16 protein-coding genes and 1 pseudogene are annotated in these 20,261 nt (G+C 43.5%); 8 read left to right on the top strand and 9 right to left on the bottom strand.

Features of this window, described 5'->3' with window-relative positions; translation table 11 throughout:
* Positions 1–47 precede the first annotated feature (47 nt).
* From BLR43_RS03140 to BLR43_RS03150, 3 genes are all read right to left on the bottom strand, one after another.
* Complete coding sequence (locus BLR43_RS03140; RefSeq protein WP_093068748.1) at positions 48–1,754, bottom strand: sigma-54-dependent transcriptional regulator; 1,707 nt, start codon at positions 1,752–1,754, stop codon at positions 48–50.
* A 171-nt stretch (positions 1,755–1,925) separates the two neighbouring features.
* A complete protein-coding gene (locus BLR43_RS03145) occupies positions 1,926–3,677 on the bottom strand; it encodes a sensor histidine kinase (RefSeq protein WP_071001965.1) in 1,752 nt (583 codons plus the stop codon).
* A 36-nt stretch (positions 3,678–3,713) separates the two neighbouring features.
* Positions 3,714–4,349 carry a response regulator gene (locus BLR43_RS03150; protein ID WP_058025905.1) on the bottom strand — a complete coding sequence of 212 codons (636 nt, stop codon included), beginning with the start codon at positions 4,347–4,349 and terminating at the stop codon, positions 3,714–3,716.
* A gap of 434 nt (positions 4,350–4,783) precedes the next feature.
* On the opposite strand from BLR43_RS03150, the gene BLR43_RS03155 reads away from it, so the two are divergent.
* Complete coding sequence (locus BLR43_RS03155) at positions 4,784–5,860, top strand: serine hydrolase (protein ID WP_093068751.1); 1,077 nt, start codon at positions 4,784–4,786, stop codon at positions 5,858–5,860.
* A gap of 87 nt (positions 5,861–5,947) precedes the next feature.
* Positions 5,948–6,619 (top strand): thiamine phosphate synthase, encoded by a 672-nt coding sequence (locus tag BLR43_RS03160; protein WP_093068754.1) that lies wholly within the window; start codon positions 5,948–5,950, stop codon positions 6,617–6,619.
* Between the two features lie 26 nt (positions 6,620–6,645).
* On the opposite strand, the gene BLR43_RS03165 is transcribed toward BLR43_RS03160, so the two are convergent.
* Positions 6,646–6,975 (bottom strand): TraR/DksA family transcriptional regulator, encoded by a 330-nt coding sequence (locus tag BLR43_RS03165; protein WP_058025902.1) that lies wholly within the window; start codon positions 6,973–6,975, stop codon positions 6,646–6,648.
* 442 nt (positions 6,976–7,417) lie between these two features.
* Here BLR43_RS03165 and BLR43_RS03170 point away from each other — a divergent pair, with 442 nt between their 5' ends.
* From BLR43_RS03170 to ruvB, 5 genes are all read left to right on the top strand, one after another.
* Positions 7,418–8,632, top strand: coding sequence for a phosphoglycerate kinase (locus BLR43_RS03170; protein WP_093068757.1), 1,215 nt, complete (start codon positions 7,418–7,420; stop codon positions 8,630–8,632).
* Between the two features lie 254 nt (positions 8,633–8,886).
* Positions 8,887–9,273: a hypothetical protein gene (locus BLR43_RS03175; RefSeq protein ID WP_093068760.1), complete on the top strand. Its 387-nt coding sequence runs from the start codon at positions 8,887–8,889 to the stop codon at positions 9,271–9,273.
* Between the two features lie 394 nt (positions 9,274–9,667).
* Complete coding sequence (gene fba / locus BLR43_RS03180; protein ID WP_071001960.1) at positions 9,668–10,705, top strand: class II fructose-bisphosphate aldolase; 1,038 nt, start codon at positions 9,668–9,670, stop codon at positions 10,703–10,705.
* A gap of 99 nt (positions 10,706–10,804) precedes the next feature.
* Positions 10,805–11,425 (top strand): Holliday junction branch migration protein RuvA, encoded by a 621-nt coding sequence (ruvA, locus tag BLR43_RS03185; RefSeq protein ID WP_071001959.1) that lies wholly within the window; start codon positions 10,805–10,807, stop codon positions 11,423–11,425.
* Positions 11,426–11,604: 179 nt separating this feature from the next.
* The gene (gene ruvB, locus BLR43_RS03190; protein ID WP_058025939.1) at positions 11,605–12,585 is read left to right on the top strand and encodes a Holliday junction branch migration DNA helicase RuvB; all 981 of its coding nucleotides are present in this window, start codon (positions 11,605–11,607) and stop codon (positions 12,583–12,585) included.
* 88 nt (positions 12,586–12,673) lie between these two features.
* On the opposite strand, the pseudogene BLR43_RS03195 reads toward ruvB, so the two are convergent.
* From BLR43_RS03195 to BLR43_RS03215, 5 genes and pseudogenes are all read right to left on the bottom strand, one after another.
* Positions 12,674–13,291 (bottom strand): annotated as a pseudogene (locus tag BLR43_RS03195) (FAD-binding oxidoreductase); the annotation flags it as partial.
* Positions 13,292–13,384: 93 nt separating this feature from the next.
* Positions 13,385–15,043 (bottom strand): ABC1 kinase family protein, encoded by a 1,659-nt coding sequence (locus tag BLR43_RS03200; protein WP_071001958.1) that lies wholly within the window; start codon positions 15,041–15,043, stop codon positions 13,385–13,387.
* Positions 15,044–15,161: 118 nt separating this feature from the next.
* Complete coding sequence (locus BLR43_RS03205) at positions 15,162–15,866, bottom strand: ubiquinone biosynthesis accessory factor UbiJ (RefSeq protein WP_071001957.1); 705 nt, start codon at positions 15,864–15,866, stop codon at positions 15,162–15,164.
* An 80-nt stretch (positions 15,867–15,946) separates the two neighbouring features.
* Complete coding sequence (gene ubiE / locus BLR43_RS03210) at positions 15,947–16,996, bottom strand: bifunctional demethylmenaquinone methyltransferase/2-methoxy-6-polyprenyl-1,4-benzoquinol methylase UbiE (RefSeq protein ID WP_071001956.1); 1,050 nt, start codon at positions 16,994–16,996, stop codon at positions 15,947–15,949.
* Positions 16,997–17,080: 84 nt separating this feature from the next.
* A complete protein-coding gene (locus BLR43_RS03215) occupies positions 17,081–17,785 on the bottom strand; it encodes an FFLEELY motif protein (protein WP_071001955.1) in 705 nt (234 codons plus the stop codon).
* A 338-nt stretch (positions 17,786–18,123) separates the two neighbouring features.
* Here BLR43_RS03215 and BLR43_RS03220 point away from each other — a divergent pair, with 338 nt between their 5' ends.
* Positions 18,124–19,803, top strand: coding sequence for an ATPase (locus BLR43_RS03220; RefSeq protein ID WP_093068763.1), 1,680 nt, complete (start codon positions 18,124–18,126; stop codon positions 19,801–19,803).
* Positions 19,804–20,261 lie beyond the last annotated feature (458 nt).

Genomic DNA, 20,261 nt, shown 5'->3' on the forward strand with positions numbered 1-20,261 from the left:
CAGCCATTGAATCTCTGAAATAAAAATCCAATGGCCCGATAGAAGACTTACTCAGATTGATCTTCTGCAATTTCTAACTTTTTCATACGATAACGTAATGAGCGAAAAGTCGTCCCAAGTAGTTCTGCTGCTTGGGTTTTGTTCCAGCCAGTTTGTTTGAGGGCTGTGATGATTAATTGCTTTTCTTGTTCCTGTAGATAATGCTCCAACCCTTGGGCTGGCAATTGACCATCAAGCGGTTCTTGCAGCCTTGTAGTCTCATTCTCTTTTGGTTGAATAGGACGATGGATGGGTACTTTTTCATTCGTATCACTTGAGCTGGTTGATGGTTCTGTATTATTGGGCACTGAGCGCTGTATCATTGAAGGGTAGTGTTGGGTATTAGTACGATAAGGGTGCAAGTTGGTTGTTTCTTGCTTGTGCTTTACAGCCGTGATCTCACTGTCAGATTGAAGAGTCTGTGCACGGTTTTCTATTGCTTTAGACATTGTTTGGGTAGTTGGTTGAGATTGGTTTTGCTCATTTGCGTAATGGTTAGATTGTTGCGCATTGCTATGAGCTTGCGTATCTTTAAGGTCGTGACTAACATCAGGTAGGCCTAAATGACTGATATCAATGTCCGAAGTTTCCGCCAACGTCACCGCACGCTCAAGTAAATTACGTAGTTCACGAACGTTACCGGCAAAGTCATGACGCTGCAAACGTTCGCTGGCTTCACGCGTGAGAGATGGGGGTATTTCTAGCTGCCACTCAGCAGAAATCATGGCTAAAAAATGCTCTGCTAATACAGGGATGTCATCACGTCGATCATTCAATGTCGGTAGCTTAAGCTCAATCACATTGATACGATAATACAAATCTTGTCGAAATGCGCCATCCTGTACCAAGCGGCTCAAATCTTTATGAGTAGCGGATAAAATGCGGATGTCTACTGGTACTTCTTTGGTGTCACCAATGGCCCTCACGGTCTTTTCTTGAATAGCACGCAACAGCTTCACCTGCATCGCTAATGGTAAGTCTGCCACCTCATCTAAAAATAAAGTACCGCCATTGGCTTGCTGAAACAATCCCTGCTTGTCAGCCACAGCCCCTGTAAAACTGCCTTTTTTATGACCAAAAAACTCTGACTCCATCAGCTCAGAAGGTATTGCACCGCAGTTTACTGGTACAAAGCTGCCATCTCGTCGCGGACTTAAATCATGAATCAGTCTAGCGACGACCTCTTTACCTGTACCAGACGCACCAAATAAAAAAACAGGCGCTTGTGAGCGTGCCAATTTTAATATGGTGTTTTTAAGAGGGTGCATGACCGCAGACTCACCGATTAGTCTAGCGTCCAGCATCTTTTGCTCAGGTGAGGATTCAGGCGTGGCTTGTGCCCCATTATCCTGATGAATAACCTTTAGAGCGTTTTCTACCAATTGACGTAATCTTGGTAGCTCAAGTGGTTTATTGACAAAATCAAAAGCACCAAGCTTCAGTGCTTCAATGGCCAGATCCATACTTCCATGAGCAGTGATGACGGCTATCGGTGTATTCGAGCTGTTGCTGATTTCTTTGACCAGCTCCAACCCTGAGCCGTCAGGTAGTTTCAAGTCAGTGAGGCAAAAATCATAAGTATTGTCTTGCCAGTATGATCTTGCTTGCGCCAAAGTATAGGCTACATCACTTTTGATACCCATTTTAGTCAAAGTGATTTGCATCAATCGGCATAGATCCACTTCGTCATCAACGACTAGCGCGCTTGTTGTCATACATTATCTCATTGAGTTCAATGGCTAAAAAATATTCATAGCGAGGTATAAATAGGGGTAAACTTCTTTTACAAAAAAAATTGTAAATCAATCATGTACGGTGGCTATTAGCTACCAATAGGTAATGTTCAAACATTTGTGATTAAGTAGTATTTTGATTTATGACTGGGATTAATAAAGATTTTCTTCCACGGCTTGCAAGATATTTTCAGAGTCAATAGCAGGCGAAATAAAACGAAAACACGTTTTTTCATGTTCAGGAATATAGAGCAAACGTGCCTGATTGGCTTCACAAAAGGCTTGCGATAAATATAGTCCCAAGCCCGTACCAGCTTTGTCTGTTGTAAAAAATGGATTAAACAAATGTTTTAAATCCTCAGTTTTAATACCATCACCATCATCCAATATGTCAATTATAACATCGCTGTCTGCACAGTAAATCTCGATTTCTACGTAAGCGTGAGGATGGCTATAGCTGCTATAACGCAAGCCATTGTTGATCAAATTAATCAAAATTTGTTCTAACTGGTGAGGATCAAATGATATGGTTGGTTGGGTTTTTAGATGCAGAAAAATGTCGTGCCCTTGAAAATAATTATCCAAAAATACTGGCATCCACTCAGCCAAAACAATGGCTTGCTGAGAGGCCGCTTGCTGACGAGACAGTTTTAAAATATCTTCAATAATACGGTTGACGCGTTTGGTTTGTGAAAATATCATTTCATAGAGCTCATGATTGCCCGTCATGTTGACATTTGATGCATTTGCCTCAATTTCGGTCAAGTCTTCCATCAGTAGTTGGCTGGCTTGTGAGATGGCGGCTAGAGGGTTTCTAATTTCATGAGCAATACTGGCAGTGAGTTGTCCTAACGACGCCAGTTTTAATTGTTGGGCGCTGGCCTGCTCACGGCGTAAGTCTTCCAATAGGATTAATTTGCTATCATCTTTTAGCGGGATGATTTGTACGCGTAGCTTACCAAATATCGAAGCGTTTGCCACCTCAGGCACATCGTACGTAAACGTACGCGATTGTCCTGTTGCCACTGACAAGCAAGCTTGGAGTAGCTGAGAATGCTGTTTGCTAAGTTGTTGTTTAAAGTTAGATAGAATGGCATGAGGCGTATCGCCTCTCATTTCTTTTATATTGGTTGAAGTGCTAGATGCAGGCAATGATGAATCTTGTGTGATACTGAGCAGTTGGTGGGCCGCAAGATTTGCAAGGACGATATTCTGTTTATCGATGACAATCACACCATTGACCATTTGTGTAATAACTTCTTGATTGATGACATTGAGTCGTTCAACCTCTTTGGCATGACTTTGTGCAACTTTCTCAAGCTGTACCAAACGTTGTGAGATAGACCAACTCAAACCCCCTACTGCCAAGAAGCTTGCTGACATCAGCAAAGCATCACCCAAATTGGCCAAATTCATACTATTGGCAATGGCATAAAAAAACTGCTGATAGATAACAAAAATAATAGCCAACAAGGTGATAACTAGCGCTTGTGAACCATGCAATAGCATAAAGCTAGCGGCGACAACGACCATATAGAGCATGGTCAGTTGTAAGTCCGGCTCACCTGCTGTATACAGCAATAAGCTTAATATAATAACGTCTAATACGAGCCCAAACGCTAACTGTCGGCGCATCTGCTTTGTGACAACGTAAAACAGCCCGAGCAAAATCAAGCTCAGCATCACATAAAAGCTCAGGGCTGTTTGCTGTAAAAAACTGGGGAGAGAGGCGCTATCACCGGCGCGTGCAGATATATATACCATCAACATAGAAAATATACTGACGACAAAACGATAACTGCTGTAAATAATGCCTAGTCTGCGCAGCTGCGGCAAAGGAAGTGTATCATCGTGGTGTAAATAGCGACTGATGGCAGAAATGATGGTGGTGGCAGCAGGTTTCATAAATTGACCATGATGACAAAGGAGATACTAAGCAACTTATGGTTGAATCAAACCATGGCGAATGGCCAAATGCGTTAATTTTACATCACTATCAACGCCAACTTTTTCATAAATACGATAGCGATACGTATTGATGGTTTTGACGCTGACAAATAATTGGTCAGCAATCTGCTGCGGGCTTTGGCAATTGACCACCATCATAGCCACTTGCTTTTCTCTATCACTTAACAAATCAAAAGGCGAGCTGGCATTATCAGACAATAAGACGTCCGCCAATTGCTCAGCAACGTCTTGGCTAAAATAGCGACCACCTTGATAGATTTTTTTGACCGCGCGTATCATCTCATCAAGCGGCGTACCTTTTGTGATATAACCATTGACACCAGCTTTGATGAGCATTGAGGGGTAGGGCTGTGCAGACATACTACTAACAGCTAAAATCTTGATACCCATATCGAGCTGAATCAAGCGTTTGGTCGCTTCAAGACCACCAATATTGGGCATGTTGACATCTAGCAATACCACGTCAGGACGTAACTGCTTGGCCTGCTTGATTGCCATATCACCGCTATCTGCTTCCCCCACTACTTCGATATCGGGGCTGTCTGACAACATACGGCTAATACCCATCCGTACTAAATCATGATCATCGACCACCAACACTTTAATCATAACCATACTCTTTATCGTTTGTCAGAATGAATGTTTTTACAAGGATTAAATAACAGAAAAAACAACGTTAACATAAGCCGCTTTTTGATTCTAAGTACAGTTTTTTATTTTAAATACATAGGATACGGCTAATATGCTGTATCAATATCTTCATTTAATATAATAAAGTACAAAGAATCATAACATTCTAAGTTAAGTTATATTGCTGTATTGTTAATCAGTGTTTCTAAAATATAAATCAGTTGTATCAAAGTTTGAATGAAGCTAAAAAAAACCGTTAAATCAGTTTGATAGATTAAACTTAAATGTAAACCATGATACACTAAAAATACAAAAGCTCTATGTGAGTACTTACAAACACATCTATAAACGCTACGTACGTTCTTGGCGTCAGGCAGTATGTAACTGGCGTAATAGCGACAGCAGGAGGCATAATGAAGCAACTACTATTAACCAAACAGCAATTGATCGCTGCTATGATTTCATTGAGTTTGGGCAGTGTTGCACAAGCCGCACTTACAATTAATGGTAGCACTGAGACAGCTTCTGGTGCACGCTTGAGTTGGGGCGGTGCTGATAGCTTGTCTGAAGCGCGTAACATCATGTACAAGTCTAATGGCGCTGCTATCAAAAAAGTCGACAACGGCTATGGTACGACCAATATTACAAATAGCAGCAGTTTTGCTAGCAGTAACAATACCGCTCGATACAATACGACTTATCGCGGCGCATTTGGTAGCAGTGATATGATCCCAATCAGTACAGACTCGCGCAGTGTTGCGGTGATTGATGCTGAAACGGGCGAATCTATCTACGAAAAAGACGCTGACATCGCGCGTCCTATGGCCAGTATTACTAAAATAATGACAGCCATGGTTGTGCTAGATGCCGGTCTCGATATGCGTGAAGAAATCACGCTTGATCCAGAAGACTTTGTAGGGCCTAAGCGCGCCAGCTCACGCCTAAAATCAGGCGATCGTTTAAACCGTGCCGAGATGCTATTGATGGCTTTGATGAAGTCTGAAAACCCAGCCGCAAAGAGCTTGGCGCGTAACTATCCAGGCGGCTACAATGCCTTTATCCGTGCAATGAACAGAAAAGCACAAGATCTAGGTATGACTACTGCGTTTTTCGGTGATCCAACGGGTCTTGATAAGCGTAACGTTGCTTCATCGAATGATTTGGTAAAAATGGTTCGTGCTGCTGGCAACTACGATGTGATTCGTCGCTTCTCTACCACCAAGAGCTATGACTTCTTTGTTTCAAACTACTCAAGTGGTAATCGCACTTATAAAGCCAACAACACTAGTAGCTTGGTTCGTGCAGGTGATTACCCAATCGGTATCTCAAAAACAGGTTTTATTAACGAAGCTGGGCGCTGTGTTGTGATGGAAACGCGAGTCAATAATCGCCCTGCAATTATCGTCATCCTAGGGGCAAACAGCTCAGCAACACGTTGGGGCGATGCTAAAAACATTCTAAACAGCTTGGCGACACGTCGTACCGTATAGACGCGCTGTTTTAAATATGTAAAAAAGGCTGTTATACCATATGACAGCCTTTTTATTGTGTTGAGTTTAAGATTAAGGATCTGCCTTATGAACCAGTCATCAACCTCATCTGCGATACCCAAGCTATATTTGCTGACCAATGATGATGAATTTGAATTGTTGTATCAAAAGTTAGATGCCGCCTTATCAACAGGGCTAATCGCATTGTTGCAGATTCGGCGCAAGCAAACACTTAGTCTACCAGATGGTCATATAACGCTTTATGAAGAAGCCAAACAGATTGTTAAGCTGGCCAAAGCACATGACGTTCCAGTCGTTATGAATGATGATATTGCAATAGCAGCCAAGCTTGGTATTGGTGTACACCTTGGGCAAGGAGATGGCAAAATTGGTGATGCTTTGCAGTCTCTTGAATCGACTCAAATAATTGGTCGAACTTGCCATGGGAATATTGAATTAGTCAAAGAGGCAAAGGATGATGGTGCAAGCTACGCTGCGATGGGTGCCATATTTAATTCTACCACAAAACCGAATGCTGATATTATCTCGCGTCAGAAGTTGATTGAAGGCTGTCAACAAGACATACCTATATGTGTGATAGGCGGATTAACTGCAGAAAATATTTCAGAGCTGGCAGGCATACCAATTGCGCTTATGGCGGTAGTAGGCGATATTATGGATTTGCCTGTAGAAAAAATCGCCGAGCGTTGCTATCAATGGCAGCAGGCACTTTCTAAATGGAAAACACCTGCTGTATAAAATTTGTTCTAGGTGAAATTTATTAGCTATTCAGCATGTTCCATACACAAAGTAGCGTAGGGCAGCGCTTCTAAACGTTGCTCTTCAATCGGTTCACCGCAAACCTCGCACTCGCCATAAGTACCATTTTCGATACGACTTAAGGCATTTTCGACATAGATTAGGCTCTGACGTGCCTCGCTCATTAAATTTTTGCGCATATCATTTTGACGATAGGATATAGCCTGATCTTCCCAGTGCTCATTGAGATCATCTTGTGGGTTTTGGATATGATCTTCTATTTTGTCAATGCGAGACTCGTACTCATCTTTTAGTTTTAATAGATTTTGCTTTGCAGTGTCTAAGTCGATACTCATTGTGTTCTCCTAAAAAGTTATTGTTATTGTCAACGCTTCTATCATAAAGAGCCTGACTGCTGAGTACCACCACGAAATGTTACTGTTTATTGAATGAGTTCAAAGCTAGCAGTTACAACCGTTTCCTATCAATGCTGGAGTAAAATTACTCACTCAATATTTTCATGTTTTTAAAAATCGTGAAAGTTTGCTTGTGAGCATCTCATAGAAAACTGATAGAATACACCGCCACTGATTTCTACTCACTTATCTGTTCCAGCAACTTGGTGTGATAGTTAGTATAAAGACTCAGTGATAAAGACATATAAAGATAGCAAGTGTGCAGTCTAATAAGGCTCATTGTTAGAGCATATATAATAGATGATAGTTAAAAAATTATCAGTCATATCAATCATGATAGTAATCGTAAATTAATAGATATATTGATGCATAGGAGCAGGTAATGAATTTTTTGCGTATGAGCGAGCTGAACTTAACCGATAAAGTGGTATTGATCCGAGAAGATTTAAATGTCCCTATTAAAGACGGTAAAGTTACCAGTGATGCTCGCTTACAAGCAAGTCTACCTACTATTGAGATGGCGCTAGAGAAGGGTGCTGCTGTTATTGTTTGTTCACATCTGGGACGCCCAACAGAAGGCAATCCTGAGTCTATTTATTCATTGGCACCAGTTGCTGATTATTTGACAGACAAATTGGGCTCGCAATTAGCGTCACCAGTGCGCCTGAATAATGATTACCTGACTCAAGGCGCTGCTGTAAAACCTGGCGAAGTCGTATTACTAGAGAATGTGCGCTTTAACGATGGTGAAAAGAAAAACGATGCGACGTTAGCGAAGAAGTACGCGGATTTATGTGATGTCTTTGTTATGGATGCCTTTGGTACCGCGCACCGTGCGCAAGCATCAACAGAAGGCGTGACGCAAGCGATGCGTCAAGCAGAAAAAACTGTTTGTGCAGGGCCTTTGTTGGCAGCTGAGCTTGATGCCTTGAGCCTGGCGCTTGAAACACCAGCTCTGCCTATGCTTGCCATCGTTGGCGGCTCAAAAGTGTCTACCAAGTTAGAAGTGCTACATAGCTTAGCTGAAGTCTGTACACAAATTATCGTTGGTGGCGGTATTGCCAATACTTTCTTAGCGGCGCAAGGGCATAGTGTGGGCGCGTCGCTATACGAAGTAGATTTGATCGATACTGCGCGCGATATCATGACCAAAACTGAGATACTACTACCTGAGTATGTGGTTGTTGCTGATAAAGACGACATCGATTTTGCTGACTTTACTGGTTCATTGCAAAAGGCAGTTGCGACAATCAAGTCTGTTGATGCTATTGGTGATAACGACATGATATTGGATATCGCGCCAGAAAGCGCGAAGGAACTTGCCGACGCTATTATTCATGCAAAAACCATCTTGTGGAATGGTCCAGTCGGTGTTTTTGAAGTTGATGCTTTTGGTCAAGGGACACAAATACTAGCAACAGCTGTAAGAGACAGCGACGGTTTTTCAATTGCGGGTGGTGGTGATACCTTGGCGGCTATTGATAAATATCAAGTCGCTGATGGTGTCAGTTATATGTCAACGGGCGGCGGTGCATTTTTAGAATTTGTAGAAGGTAAAGTGCTTCCAGCAGTTGCTGCGTTGCAAATTAACGCTTAACTAATTAACGTTACTCAGTATTTTCGTAACACTAGACGTACAACTAACAGTAAACATCTAAGGTAGTCTGTGAAAATAATATTTTGACTTTCATTTGGCTTATTTATATCGGTATAGCTAAAATTTATAGTCATTGATTATTAAGCAGTAATTATTTGTTTCTACACTGAAAATTATTATTGCATGTCTCATTCGCACTCTATAAAATAGCGCGACCATGTATCTTGACATGCATTATTTACGAGAGGTTTATTATGTTAAAACGTCATTTGTTACTTGCTAGCATACTTGCTGGTACTTTTGCAGTTACTGCATGTAGCCAACAAACAGAAGAGAACACTGAAGCTGCTGTTGAGTCAGCTGGCGATGATGCTGCTGCAAACGCTGATGCTGCTGCTGCCGAGGTAGACGCTGCTGCTGCTGAAGCTGAAGCTGCTGCTCAAAACGCTGGTGCTGAAGTTGCTGAAAGTGCAGACACTGCTGGTGCAGCTGCAACAGACGCTCTGGAGAACACTGGTGATGCTATCGCTGAAGGTACTAATACAGCGGTCGAAAATACTGCTGAAGCAGTTGCTGATGGCGCTAATGCTGTTGCTGACGGTGCTAACGATGTTGCAGTTGATGCAGAACAACAGTACTAAGCTACGCCATAACTAAGCAATTAAATGACTGACTTTTTGGATACTATTATAAGTCATCCATTATCATAGTCATTGCTCTATAAGCCTCGAAATACTAGAAAAGCCTTGGTGATTGCCAAGGCTTTTTGCGTCCTGGGCTATGAGTATGATAGATAAAATGGTTCAGTTGTTGTAGACACCAATGAGAGAAAGAGACTGATTAGACTGACAAATAGTCAGGCAACTGCTACGAAGACAGCACAATTTTTGCTATAATCACCGCGTGATAATCATATCCCAAATGAGTCAGACTTTGACTGATATATATACAGTCAGTATGGTCGAGCAGATAGCGGAATGATTGTTACAAAGCTGCATTTAAAATACTATTCAAAATCCAATCAGAGAGCGTCTTATGGCCCTAATATCCTTACGTCAACTTCTAGATCATGCCGCTGAACACAACTACGGTGTTCCTGCCTTTAACGTCAATAACTTAGAGCAAATGCGTGCAATCATGATGGCTGCGGATGCTTGTGATTCACCTGTTATTGTTCAAGCCAGTGCGGGCGCACGTAACTATGCAGGGTCGGCATTTTTGCGTCATTTGATTATTGCTGCTATCGAAGAATGGCCACATATTCCAGTGGTTATGCATCAAGATCACGGCATGTCGCCAGCTATCTGCCAGCGCTCGATTCAGCTTGGTTTCTCATCAGTTATGATGGACGGCTCACTTGGTGAAGATGGCAAAACGCCAATGGATTATGATTACAATGCCAGCGTCACTCGTGAAGTGGTCAAAATGGCACATGCGTGCGGTGTCTCTGTAGAAGGCGAAATCGGTTGCCTAGGTAGCCTTGAGACCGGTATGGCAGGCGAAGAAGATGGCTCTGGCGCAGAAGGCGTATTAGATCACGAGCAGCTTTTGACCAGTGCTGATGAAGCTGAGCAATTTGTAAAAGACACCAATGTTGACGCGCTAGCGATTGCTATCGGTACGAGTCACGGTGCTTACAAATTCACGCGTCCACCGACAGGCGATATTTTGTCGATTGAGCGTGTAAAAGAGATTCATGCCCGTATCCCTAACACCCATCTTGTCATGCATGGCTCTTCATCAGTGCCGCAAGAATGGCTAAAAGTCATCAATGAAAACGGCGGTGATATTGGCGAAACGTATGGTGTACCGGTTGAGCAGATCGTAGAAGCGATCAAGCATGGTGTGCGTAAAGTAAATATTGATACTGATCTGCGTCTAGCATCAACAGGTGCTATCCGTGAGTTCTTGGCAAATAATCCAAGCGAATTCGATCCACGTAAATACTTCAAAGCCTCTATGGTCGCGATGTCAGACATCTGCACCAATCGTTTTGAAGCGTTTGGTTCCGCTGGTCAAGCGCATAAAATTCGTCCAATTAGCCTTGAAGGCATGGTCGATTTTTACCAATAAGGCTAGGCGTATATAATCAATAGAATATGCTAGTGAAAGGTGGTCTTGCATAATGAATGGCAGCGGACTTAACTTTATAATAACCAACAGAGGTGAGTGATGATTGGATTGATTACCGGACAGGTGCAATACTTAATGGCGCCAACGGCTTGTATCATGACAACCGCTGGTGTGGGTTATGATATCGAGCTGCCATTGCCGTCATTTTGTCAATTGCACCTTAACGAGCAGGCGAGTATTTGGACACATTTTCATGTACGTGAGGATGCGCAACTGCTCTATGGTTTTATTGACCGTAAAGAGCGCGATGTCTTTCGCCAATTGATTAAGATCAATGGCGTTGGGGCAAAAATGGCATTGGCAATGCTGTCTGCAATGTCAGCGGCTGAGCTAAAAATGCATGTTGAGCAAGAGTCAGAGGCGGCATTGACGCGCATACCGGGTATCGGTAAAAAAACCGCTCAACGTCTATTGATTGAGTTAAAAGATAAGCTAAAGAATATCGAAGTGGACAACGGTTCGTTTGAGCTCATGCCTCAGCAAACCGCTGTTTCTCACGACGGCAGTATCATTGCTGAAGTAGAAGGGGCACTGATTAGCTTGGGCTACAAAGAAAAAGAAGCTCAGCTCGCCATCAAAGCGGCTAAAAGTAAGGGTGACACCTTTGTAGACACTCAGGGGTTGTTAAAAGCCACATTGCAGCAGCTATCTGGTTTTTAAGCTCACGTTCCAAAGTTATCTATCGATAATAACAAAATAGTGCATTTAACAGATAAGCGACATTGATTGTCGCTTATTTTCGTTTTGGCCTCTACTTTATGATGTTTTGCATGACTTATGCGCAGCGTTTGGTTATGCTATTTGTTACCTAATTTTTTAATATAATGATAAATTCTATGATGCAAGATCGCTTAATTAATCCGCTAGAAGGCGCAAATGATGCACCTGATGCCAATATTCGACCAGCATTATTGGCTGAGTATATTGGTCAGCCAGTGGTACGTGAGCAAATGGAGGTGTTCATCGGTGCGGCGAGAGGCCGTGATGAAGCCTTAGATCATACCCTGATATTTGGTCCACCAGGGCTGGGTAAAACGACCCTTGCCAATATTATTGCGCGCGAGATGGGGGGTAATCTGCGCTCTACTTCAGGGCCTGTGCTTGAGCGTCCCGGTGATCTAGCTGCTATGCTGACCAATTTAGAGGCGGGTGACGTATTATTTATTGATGAGATCCACCGTTTGAGCTCGGTCATTGAAGAGATACTCTATCCAGCGATGGAAGATTTTCAGCTGGATATTATGATTGGTGAAGGGCCTGCCGCACGTTCTATTAAACTTGACCTGCCACCGTTTACATTGGTGGCAGCAACTACCAGAGCTGGGCTATTGACCTCACCGCTGCGTGATCGTTTTGGTATTGTCCAGCGTTTAGAGTTCTATAATATTGCGGATCTCACAACAATTGTGAGCCGAGCAGCACGCCTGATGCGTGTACCAATGAGTGAGGATGGCGCTATAGAGATTGCCCGCCGTGCACGCGGTACACCAAGGATTGCTAACCGCCTGTTACGCCGTGTGCGTGATTATGCTGAGGTAAAAGGCGATGGTAGTATCAATGGTGCCATTGCAGGCAGTGCGTTAGACATGTTGGCAGTGGACAGACGAGGACTCGATCATCTAGACAGACGCTATATAGAGATATTACACGAGCGTTTTGATGGTGGTCCTGCTGGGGTGGAAGCCGTGGCAGCGGCAATGGCTGAGGATAGAGGTACGCTTGAGGACGTGATTGAGCCTTACCTTATTCAACAAGGGTATGTATTGCGTACTGCTCGTGGACGGGTGCTAACACAGATGGCAATTGATCAAATGTTATGACAATGAGCATTAAAAATGCGCCTGCTTCTAATTAAAAGCAGGCGCATTTTTTTTGATTATTGCTTTGACTCTATGTATGTTTTGATTTCAGCCGTGTTAAATCATACCCTGCGGCAGATTTTTTGGCCCGCGTGCCTGTACGTACGATATCTCCGCTCGCAGTGACAACCTCGAGCGCGAGTACCACATCTTTCATGGTACCGTAGCGTACCGCATTGGTGCCCGACGCACGAGTGGCGACCATACCACCGATACTGGCATTGGCGCCGGGATCTATCGGAAAAAACAGCCCTGCATCGCGCAGATAATGGTTCAGTTGCTCACGCGTCACGCCAGGCTGAACGGTAACGGTCAAATCTTCATTATGAACCTGCAAAATGGCATTCATTGCGTGCATGTCGATGCATAACCCACCATAAGGTGCATTGAGCTGGCCTTCCAAAGATGAACCGATACCAAAAGCAATCACTGGCATCTCATACTGATTACAAATCTCGACCGCCGCTGCTACTTCCTGTTTGTCCTGTACCGTTAATACTGCATCTGGTGGCTGATTGGTGAACCACGTCATTGTATGGCCATGCTGCTCACGCACTGTCGAATTCACACTCAGTTGTTTGCCAAAACGTTCCTGTAAGGCTGTAATAGCCAAGCTATGATCTGGCTTGATAGTATTATGAGTCTGTGACAATGGTAGTGATGACATGATGAATCCTATAGATAATGCGACTATTTAGCATTAAAGCATATTCAATATCTATTTAATATGTGTCATTGACAGGAATTTGTCCTATGGTAATTAAGCTAGGATACGCCAAATGACCACCACAATAGCTAACAAATAAAAGAAAGGTGCAAACCAGCCTACTTGAGTCGCAATGCCAATATTGATTCCGAATCCTGCCAATGCCAACCAGTCGCGGCGACGGTCGTTGAGCATATCGGCGCGTATTTGTTGTATTTCACGCAGTTGGCTGTCTTGCCGTGAGCCTTGTGAGGCAAGGCTTTGTAGCCCTTGATCCAGTAGCTTTGGAATGTCGGTAGTAGACAAGAGTAGCTCAGGTAACTGTTGGCGCAACTGTTGTAAGTTACGCATCGGGTCTAACTGTTCTTTAATCCAGCTACTCAAGATTGGTTTGGCAAGTGACCAGATATCAAGATCAGGATAGAGGTCACGACCGAGCCCTTCTACATGTACCAAGGTTTTGAGTAATAGCATCAGCTGCGGCGGGATACTCATATGATGGCGACGAGCAATGTCTAAAATCTGCATCAGCACACCAGCAAAATCGATATCGTTGATTGATTTTTGTAGCATGGGGCCTACGGTACGCTTCATATCACGCATCAGCGCATGTTTATCAGCATTTGGTGGTATCCAACCTGCACGGCTAACGATGTCGACGACCGCGGTGAAGTTGTTATTCATGACTGCAAGTAACATACGTGCCACGATAAGCTGATCATCTTTTGACAGGGTACCCATGATGGCACAATCAAGCCCGATATAGCGTGGCTGATGACCCAAATCAACCGCTGCCATATCTGCATGTAATGTTTTGACAGGTGGCGTCTCAACAAACACATTGCCCGGATGCATATCAGCATGAAAAAAGTTATCCCGAAAGACTTGGGTGAAAAATATCGTCAAGCCTTTCTCTGCAAGCGCGGCACGGTCATAACCCAACTGATCAAACACCTCAACTTGTGAGATGGGAACGCCTTGGATACGCTCCATGACCATCACGTTTTTGGCAGCATCATATACTTCAGGCACATACATCAATGCTGAACCCAAGAAGTTATTGCGCATCTGGGTAGTGTTGTCCGCCTCAAGGGTCAAATCCAGCTCATTGAGCATTACTTGTCGATAGTCTTCAACAATATCGATGATATGAACAGCACGCGCCGCTTCGATACGCGCCGATGCCCAACTTGCCAGTTCTCGCAATAATTCAAAATCAGAGACAATCACCGTGCGAATATCAGGACGCACGACTTTAACCACCACTTCACGCCCATCATGCAGAGCTGCAGTATGGACTTGGGCGATAGAGGCTGCCGCTAGTGGTTTAATATCAAATCGTGCAAACAATGTATCGATGGACTGACCGAGGCCATGTTTTGGATGCTCAATTTGAGCGACAGCAATATCAGCGTCGAAAGGTTTAACTTTATCCTGTAGCTGTACTAACTGAGCGATAATCTCAGGCGGTACCAAGTCGCGACGCGTTGAGAGTAATTGACCCAATTTGAGAAACAGTGTACCCATCTCTTCAAGCGCGTACTTGATTCCATTTGGCTGATGCTTTTTACCCCATGCTGCTGGATGCGTACGAATTAAGCGTGCTAAAGGTTGCAGTTGCGGCGCTTCTTCGACAGATAAATGGGTATCAAGGCGATAAGTTGCGGCGATACGCCAAAGCTCTAGTAGACGGGCGCGGTGAGATAATAGCATGGGATTGGGTACTCTGGACAAAAACGAAAATAGGGTAGGCGCTATGCGTCATTATAGACAATGCTATCAGTAATAGCGTGTGCTCATCATTGATAAGACAAGCTACTAATAAAACAAACTACTGGTGAAACGAGTTATTGTGGGAAAGTGCTTGCTCTGCTTTGATAGCCGCAAGTTTGGCCTCTTCACGTTCGACATCAGCACGCAACTTTAGAATCTGCTGTTTGAGATCGTTGACTTCAGCGACCTCAATAGGGTCAGGCGCGCTATTGCCTGCCACATCATTAGCCCAATCGCTGACATCATCAAATGCACGTTTGGCACTATGACGCCAGCTACCTTTAAGCTGAGAGATAAGAAGATGTAATTGACTGGCCATTGGTTTGCCGATTAATGGCTCAAGCTGCCCAGCCAAATCAGGATCGAAGCCAGCCACCAGCTGTTTGAGCTGCATCAGTATTTTGTAATCGCCCGCGATTGGTAAGTTACCCTCCGCGCCGCGCATCAGATTGAGTAGCTGCGCTGGATTATCGACTGTAATGGTACAGTCCGGACGGCTATGACCAAAACGGGCGCGCTCCATACTGGCTTTTTGGCGCTCATTCATCTGACCACTTGGCTCAAAGACACTGTCTGTCGTGACTGGCTCAAAACGCAACCGTTCATGAGTGAACAACACGTCCAAATGAATGTCAGGCATACCCATGTTGAGACGCAGTACTTTACCAGCAAGCGGCGCTAACCCTGCCTTGGTAATCTCGTCACTCGCAATAGCAATGTTAATCAGCTTTTCGGCACCAGCCAATAGTAAGACAGTCAGCATAAGGCTCTCGCATCATTAAGTGAGCGCCTTTGAGTCAGCGCGTAGTATGTTTGGTTTAATATAGTATTGCTAATCGTACTTTACGCTTTAAAGCCACGATGTACAGCGACAATGCCAGCAGTCAAGTTATGATAATCACAGTTCTCAAATCCTGCTTGTTGCATCATCTGTTTGAGCGTCTGCTGATCAGGATGCATGCGAATCGACTCTGCCAAGTATTGATAGCTTTCAGAATCATTAGCAATCAGCTTGCCCATCATTGGCAGCGCTGTGAATGAATACAAGTCATATGCTTTAGATAATGGCTCAAACACGGGCTTTGAGAATTCTAAAATCAATAAGCGACCACCCGGCTTTAGGACACGGTACATCGCACGCAGCGCTGCATCTTTGTCGGTGACATTACGTAAACCAAAGCTGATGGTGACCAAATCAAAGCTGTTGTCATCAAATGGTGCCAACGTCTCAGCGTTCGCCAATATAAAATCAACGTTATTGCAGCCAGCATTGATTAAGCGCTCGCGGCCCACTTCTAGCATGGCAGCATTGATATCAGATAATACAACATGGCCATTTCTACCGACTTCACGGCTGAATACTTTGGCTAAGTCGCCTGTACCGCCCGCGATATCGAGTACATGCTGACCGGCACGAACCCCTGATAGGCTAATGGCGTAGCGCTTCCATAGACGATGAATACCAAATGACATGAAATCATTCATGATGTCGTATTTTTTGGCGACAGAGGTGAATACATCAGCCACACGTGCTTGTTTTTCGGCTTTGTTGACCGTCTTATAGCCAAAGTGAGTTTGCTCATTGCCATCAGTTTCAGGCGTATGTGGGTTATTGATATCATCACGCTGATTGAAAAGCGCTTGCCTTTCTGTGCGTACTGAAGTATCCGTGCTGGTTGGTTTTTCGGTATTTGGCATAGTCGTTTGTTGGCCTTGTGGCGTTCCAGTTGGTAGGTCTTGGACTTTAGTAAAGTCATTATTGCTGTTATCTTTATTAGATGCAGCTGTCTGCGCGCGTAATATTTGCGCGCTGATATCTTGGTTGTGATCGATACTGTCTTTTACCAATTTGTTCTGCAAATGAGCGTTGTTATTACTTGATGTGTCGGTCATCACATTATCCTAAGATTTGTTTTTATTAGGCTATGTACAGCCTGAGATATGCCAAGAATTAATTGGCTATTTAGCGTATTGATTCTATGATACACCAAACCCTACTGGCTTACCGCCATTATGTACTTCATCAACAATTAGCAGTTCACGTTCACAAAACGGTTCAATAAAACTGCTTACACTACTTAAAGGTTTCATAGCTTTGAAGCCTGCGTCGATGAAATCATAAAGTGGCTGGTAATTGCTGCGATAAGCAGCACTTTTTGCCAATGCAAAGGCCTTTTTGAGCATAAAGGTATTTAAGTGTTTGTCAGTGCGGTAACAAACGTCTTTTAGGTTGGCAATCTGTACTCGGCGTTCAGCTTCCTCATCAACCGCACGGTAGGCAGCTAGCATATTGTCTGCGTTCACTGGTAAGTTTTGATCGAGTAGCCACTCAGCCAAATGTAGATCCAGCTCAATGGCCAAAATTGCTGCTTGAATACCCATGCTGCCAGCCTCTAATGCAGACTCTTTGGCAAGACGTTCTAGTTTTTTGGCTTTTGGCAGGATACGGGCCAGTTGTTTTGCTAGTATCTCGAACTCATCACCACCATATAGCTTCGTTAAAAAATAATCTGCCATTAGCTGGTTTTTGGGTTGTTCAAACAGTGCACGATGGGTGTGACGGATACGTACTTGTTGCCATGTTTGTACTTCATTGAGCTTGGCTCTCAATACGTCATTTTCATGGTGAGGCAGAGCCCAAAAACGTGTCAAATGCTGTTGCAAGTCGGCTAGAGCGGTCATGGCAGTAAATCCTATAATAAAAATAGATAATATTGAAAATTTGAGGCAGCGTTATTGTGGTTGTTTAACCGCATAGGCTTTTGAATAGCTATTTTAGCAAGTATTAAAAATTGTGTTCACCATAAAAGAAAATAAATGAGAATACAAATGCCAAACTGTTACATAGCAATATTATTTACTCGATTGGCGCAATGCTATGATGAAATAGCTTGATGAAATTACTCTAGCATAAAACGCAGTGTCAAAAAGAGTCTGCCAAGCGAGAGTATCTAATATCATTCAATGGCAAAGCAGTGTAATAACAATATCATTCAATAACAATAAAAGTGAGTCCAATCATGTCCCAAAAAAATGATACTACTGAACCAGAGGCACCACAAGCGGTCAGTTCGCAGTTTAGTGAGCAAGTCGTCGAGGAGCGCCTAACGCCCAATCCTTTGAGTCAGTTTTCTATGGACAAGGATGCCCTTAGGCTCGCCTTGGTTACGGCGCAGTATGCGCTAAGAGCCACCCGGCAACAGACACCGCCAACGCTCAATAAACCAACGGGGCTGCTGGTACTCGTTAATGGGATGGAGCAGGCAGGCAAGGGTACCGCTGTTAAGCAATTGAGGCAATGGGTCGATCCAAGATTGCTTAAAGTTGAGGCAACCGTCGGCCATGCGCCGCTAAGCTATCAGCCTATTTGGCAAGTTCATACCGGCGCGATGCCGCGCCATGGCGATGTGATGGTTTATTTTGGTAATTGGTATGCTGACTTGTTATACAACGTCATGCGCATAGCAACATCAAATAACGAAGATAAAAAGAAGCAGTCAAAAAATCAAAAACATATCGATAAAAATGCGCTTCCTATTGCGAAATGGCAAGCCTATTTACAGCAGCAGTTAGCTGAGCTCAAAGCATTTGAGCAGGATCTTATAGCCAATCACACTCGGCTACTGAAATGCTGGTTCCATGTGGATATGGAAACACTGCATAGCCGTCTACAAGATAGTAAGGCTGATCCGCAGTTTTTGTATCAAATTGACTGGAACAGCAAAACAGTGATCGAAAAATTTAATGAGGTTGCAGCCACTCTCTTACGGCAACAAGATGACTGGATCATCATTGATGGTGATGATAAATCGGCAGCGGCTGATGATTTTTGTCATGAAGTCTTACATGCTATGCAAATGGCGCTCGTTAGTAGTCGTACCAGTACAACTGAATCTGCAGAAAAAAAACCACCGTCCAAGACAAAAAAATCCAAACCAAAAGTTGAACAGGCGCCGTTTGAACCGGTAAAGATACCGAAAAGCTTGACCAATATTGATGATTCAAAGATTAGTAAGTCTGAATATAATGATGCTTTGGCAAAGAAGCAAACACGTCTCGCTGAATTACTACGGGCGCGTCAAGGTCGTCATGTTGTCTTTGCCTTTGAGGGCATGGATGCGGCTGGGAAAGGAGGCGCAATCAAAAGGCTAGTTGCCGCACTCGATCCACGTGAATATCAAATTTACAATATCGGCGCACCGATGTTATACGAGACTCAGCACCCTTATTTATGGCGCTTTTGGACCAAACTGCCCAATGAACAAACCAACCGTGTTAGCCGTATTGCCATCTTTGATCGGACTTGGTATGGCAGAGTATTGGTTGAGCGTGTTGAGGGGTTTGCCACCGATGAGGAGTGGCAACGCGCGTATGATGAAATCAATCGTTTCGAATCCGACTTAACAACAGCTGGAACGTTGGTCATTAAATACTGGTTAGCTATTGATAAAAAAGAGCAGCTAAAACGCTTCGAAGCCCGTCAAGATACACCGCACAAGCAATTCAAACTCACTGATGATGATTGGCGCAATCGTGATAAATGGTCAGATTACGTGCAATCTGCAGCAGATATGCTGGCACGCACCAATACAAAAACAGCGCCGTGGTGTATTATCGCGACCAATGAAAAGCGACAAGCGCGTTTAGACGTCTTAGATCATGCCATACAGCAGTTATCGGAAGCATCTGATGGCAATTAGCTATCACAAAATAACTAAGATTTGCCAGTTATTTATACTTTTGAAAAACCATTTTTCCCCAATTTTGCTTAGGGAAACATACGAAATTTAATCTGTCATTGATAAAGGATGAGTTCTGTGGACACGCTCACAGTTACAAATCTTGCAATATCATTATGCATTATGTGATTATATTTAATATAATAGGGCCGCAATTGTCTTTACCCTGTCATAAAATGCGCTGACAGATGCATATTTTATGATGAGTACAGATATTTAAAAGACATTATCGCCGTATCTAAGTATTGATAAACACTGTATTGATAAAAAATGTACTGATAAAGACCGTAACATCACCAGAAAGATAAGCCGCAAGATGCTGTAATCAAATGATTGGGCAATATACTTTGCGGCTTTTTGATATGTGATGTGTTTTTACAGAGAAGCCTATCAACGCCTTGAATCAAGCATAGATGAAT

Source organism: Psychrobacter pacificensis (genome assembly GCF_900101915.1).
GTDB classification, from domain to species: Bacteria; Pseudomonadota; Gammaproteobacteria; order Pseudomonadales; family Moraxellaceae; genus Psychrobacter; species Psychrobacter pacificensis.

Excerpts from the sequence above, each read along its gene's own strand:
- BLR43_RS03170 (WP_093068757.1), top strand. The coding sequence starts at position 7,418 with ATGAATTTTTTGCGTATGAGCGAGCTGAACTTAACCGATAAAGTGGTA.
- ruvB (WP_058025939.1), top strand. The coding sequence starts at position 11,605 with ATGCAAGATCGCTTAATTAATCCGCTAGAAGGCGCAAATGATGCACCT.
- BLR43_RS03150 (WP_058025905.1), bottom strand. The coding sequence starts at position 4,349 with ATGATTAAAGTGTTGGTGGTCGATGATCATGATTTAGTACGGATGGGT.
- BLR43_RS03220 (WP_093068763.1), top strand. The coding sequence starts at position 18,124 with ATGTCCCAAAAAAATGATACTACTGAACCAGAGGCACCACAAGCGGTC.
- BLR43_RS03165 (WP_058025902.1), bottom strand. The coding sequence starts at position 6,975 with ATGAGTATCGACTTAGACACTGCAAAGCAAAATCTATTAAAACTAAAA.
- ruvA (WP_071001959.1), top strand. The coding sequence starts at position 10,805 with ATGATTGGATTGATTACCGGACAGGTGCAATACTTAATGGCGCCAACG.
- BLR43_RS03145 (WP_071001965.1), bottom strand. The coding sequence starts at position 3,677 with ATGAAACCTGCTGCCACCACCATCATTTCTGCCATCAGTCGCTATTTA.
- BLR43_RS03200 (WP_071001958.1), bottom strand. The coding sequence starts at position 15,043 with ATGCTATTATCTCACCGCGCCCGTCTACTAGAGCTTTGGCGTATCGCC.
- BLR43_RS03155 (WP_093068751.1), top strand. The coding sequence starts at position 4,784 with ATGAAGCAACTACTATTAACCAAACAGCAATTGATCGCTGCTATGATT.
- BLR43_RS03215 (WP_071001955.1), bottom strand. The coding sequence starts at position 17,785 with ATGACCGCTCTAGCCGACTTGCAACAGCATTTGACACGTTTTTGGGCT.
- BLR43_RS03160 (WP_093068754.1), top strand. The coding sequence starts at position 5,948 with ATGAACCAGTCATCAACCTCATCTGCGATACCCAAGCTATATTTGCTG.
- ubiE (WP_071001956.1), bottom strand. The coding sequence starts at position 16,996 with ATGACCGACACATCAAGTAATAACAACGCTCATTTGCAGAACAAATTG.
- BLR43_RS03140 (WP_093068748.1), bottom strand. The coding sequence starts at position 1,754 with ATGACAACAAGCGCGCTAGTCGTTGATGACGAAGTGGATCTATGCCGA.
- BLR43_RS03175 (WP_093068760.1), top strand. The coding sequence starts at position 8,887 with ATGTTAAAACGTCATTTGTTACTTGCTAGCATACTTGCTGGTACTTTT.
- fba (WP_071001960.1), top strand. The coding sequence starts at position 9,668 with ATGGCCCTAATATCCTTACGTCAACTTCTAGATCATGCCGCTGAACAC.
- BLR43_RS03205 (WP_071001957.1), bottom strand. The coding sequence starts at position 15,866 with ATGCTGACTGTCTTACTATTGGCTGGTGCCGAAAAGCTGATTAACATT.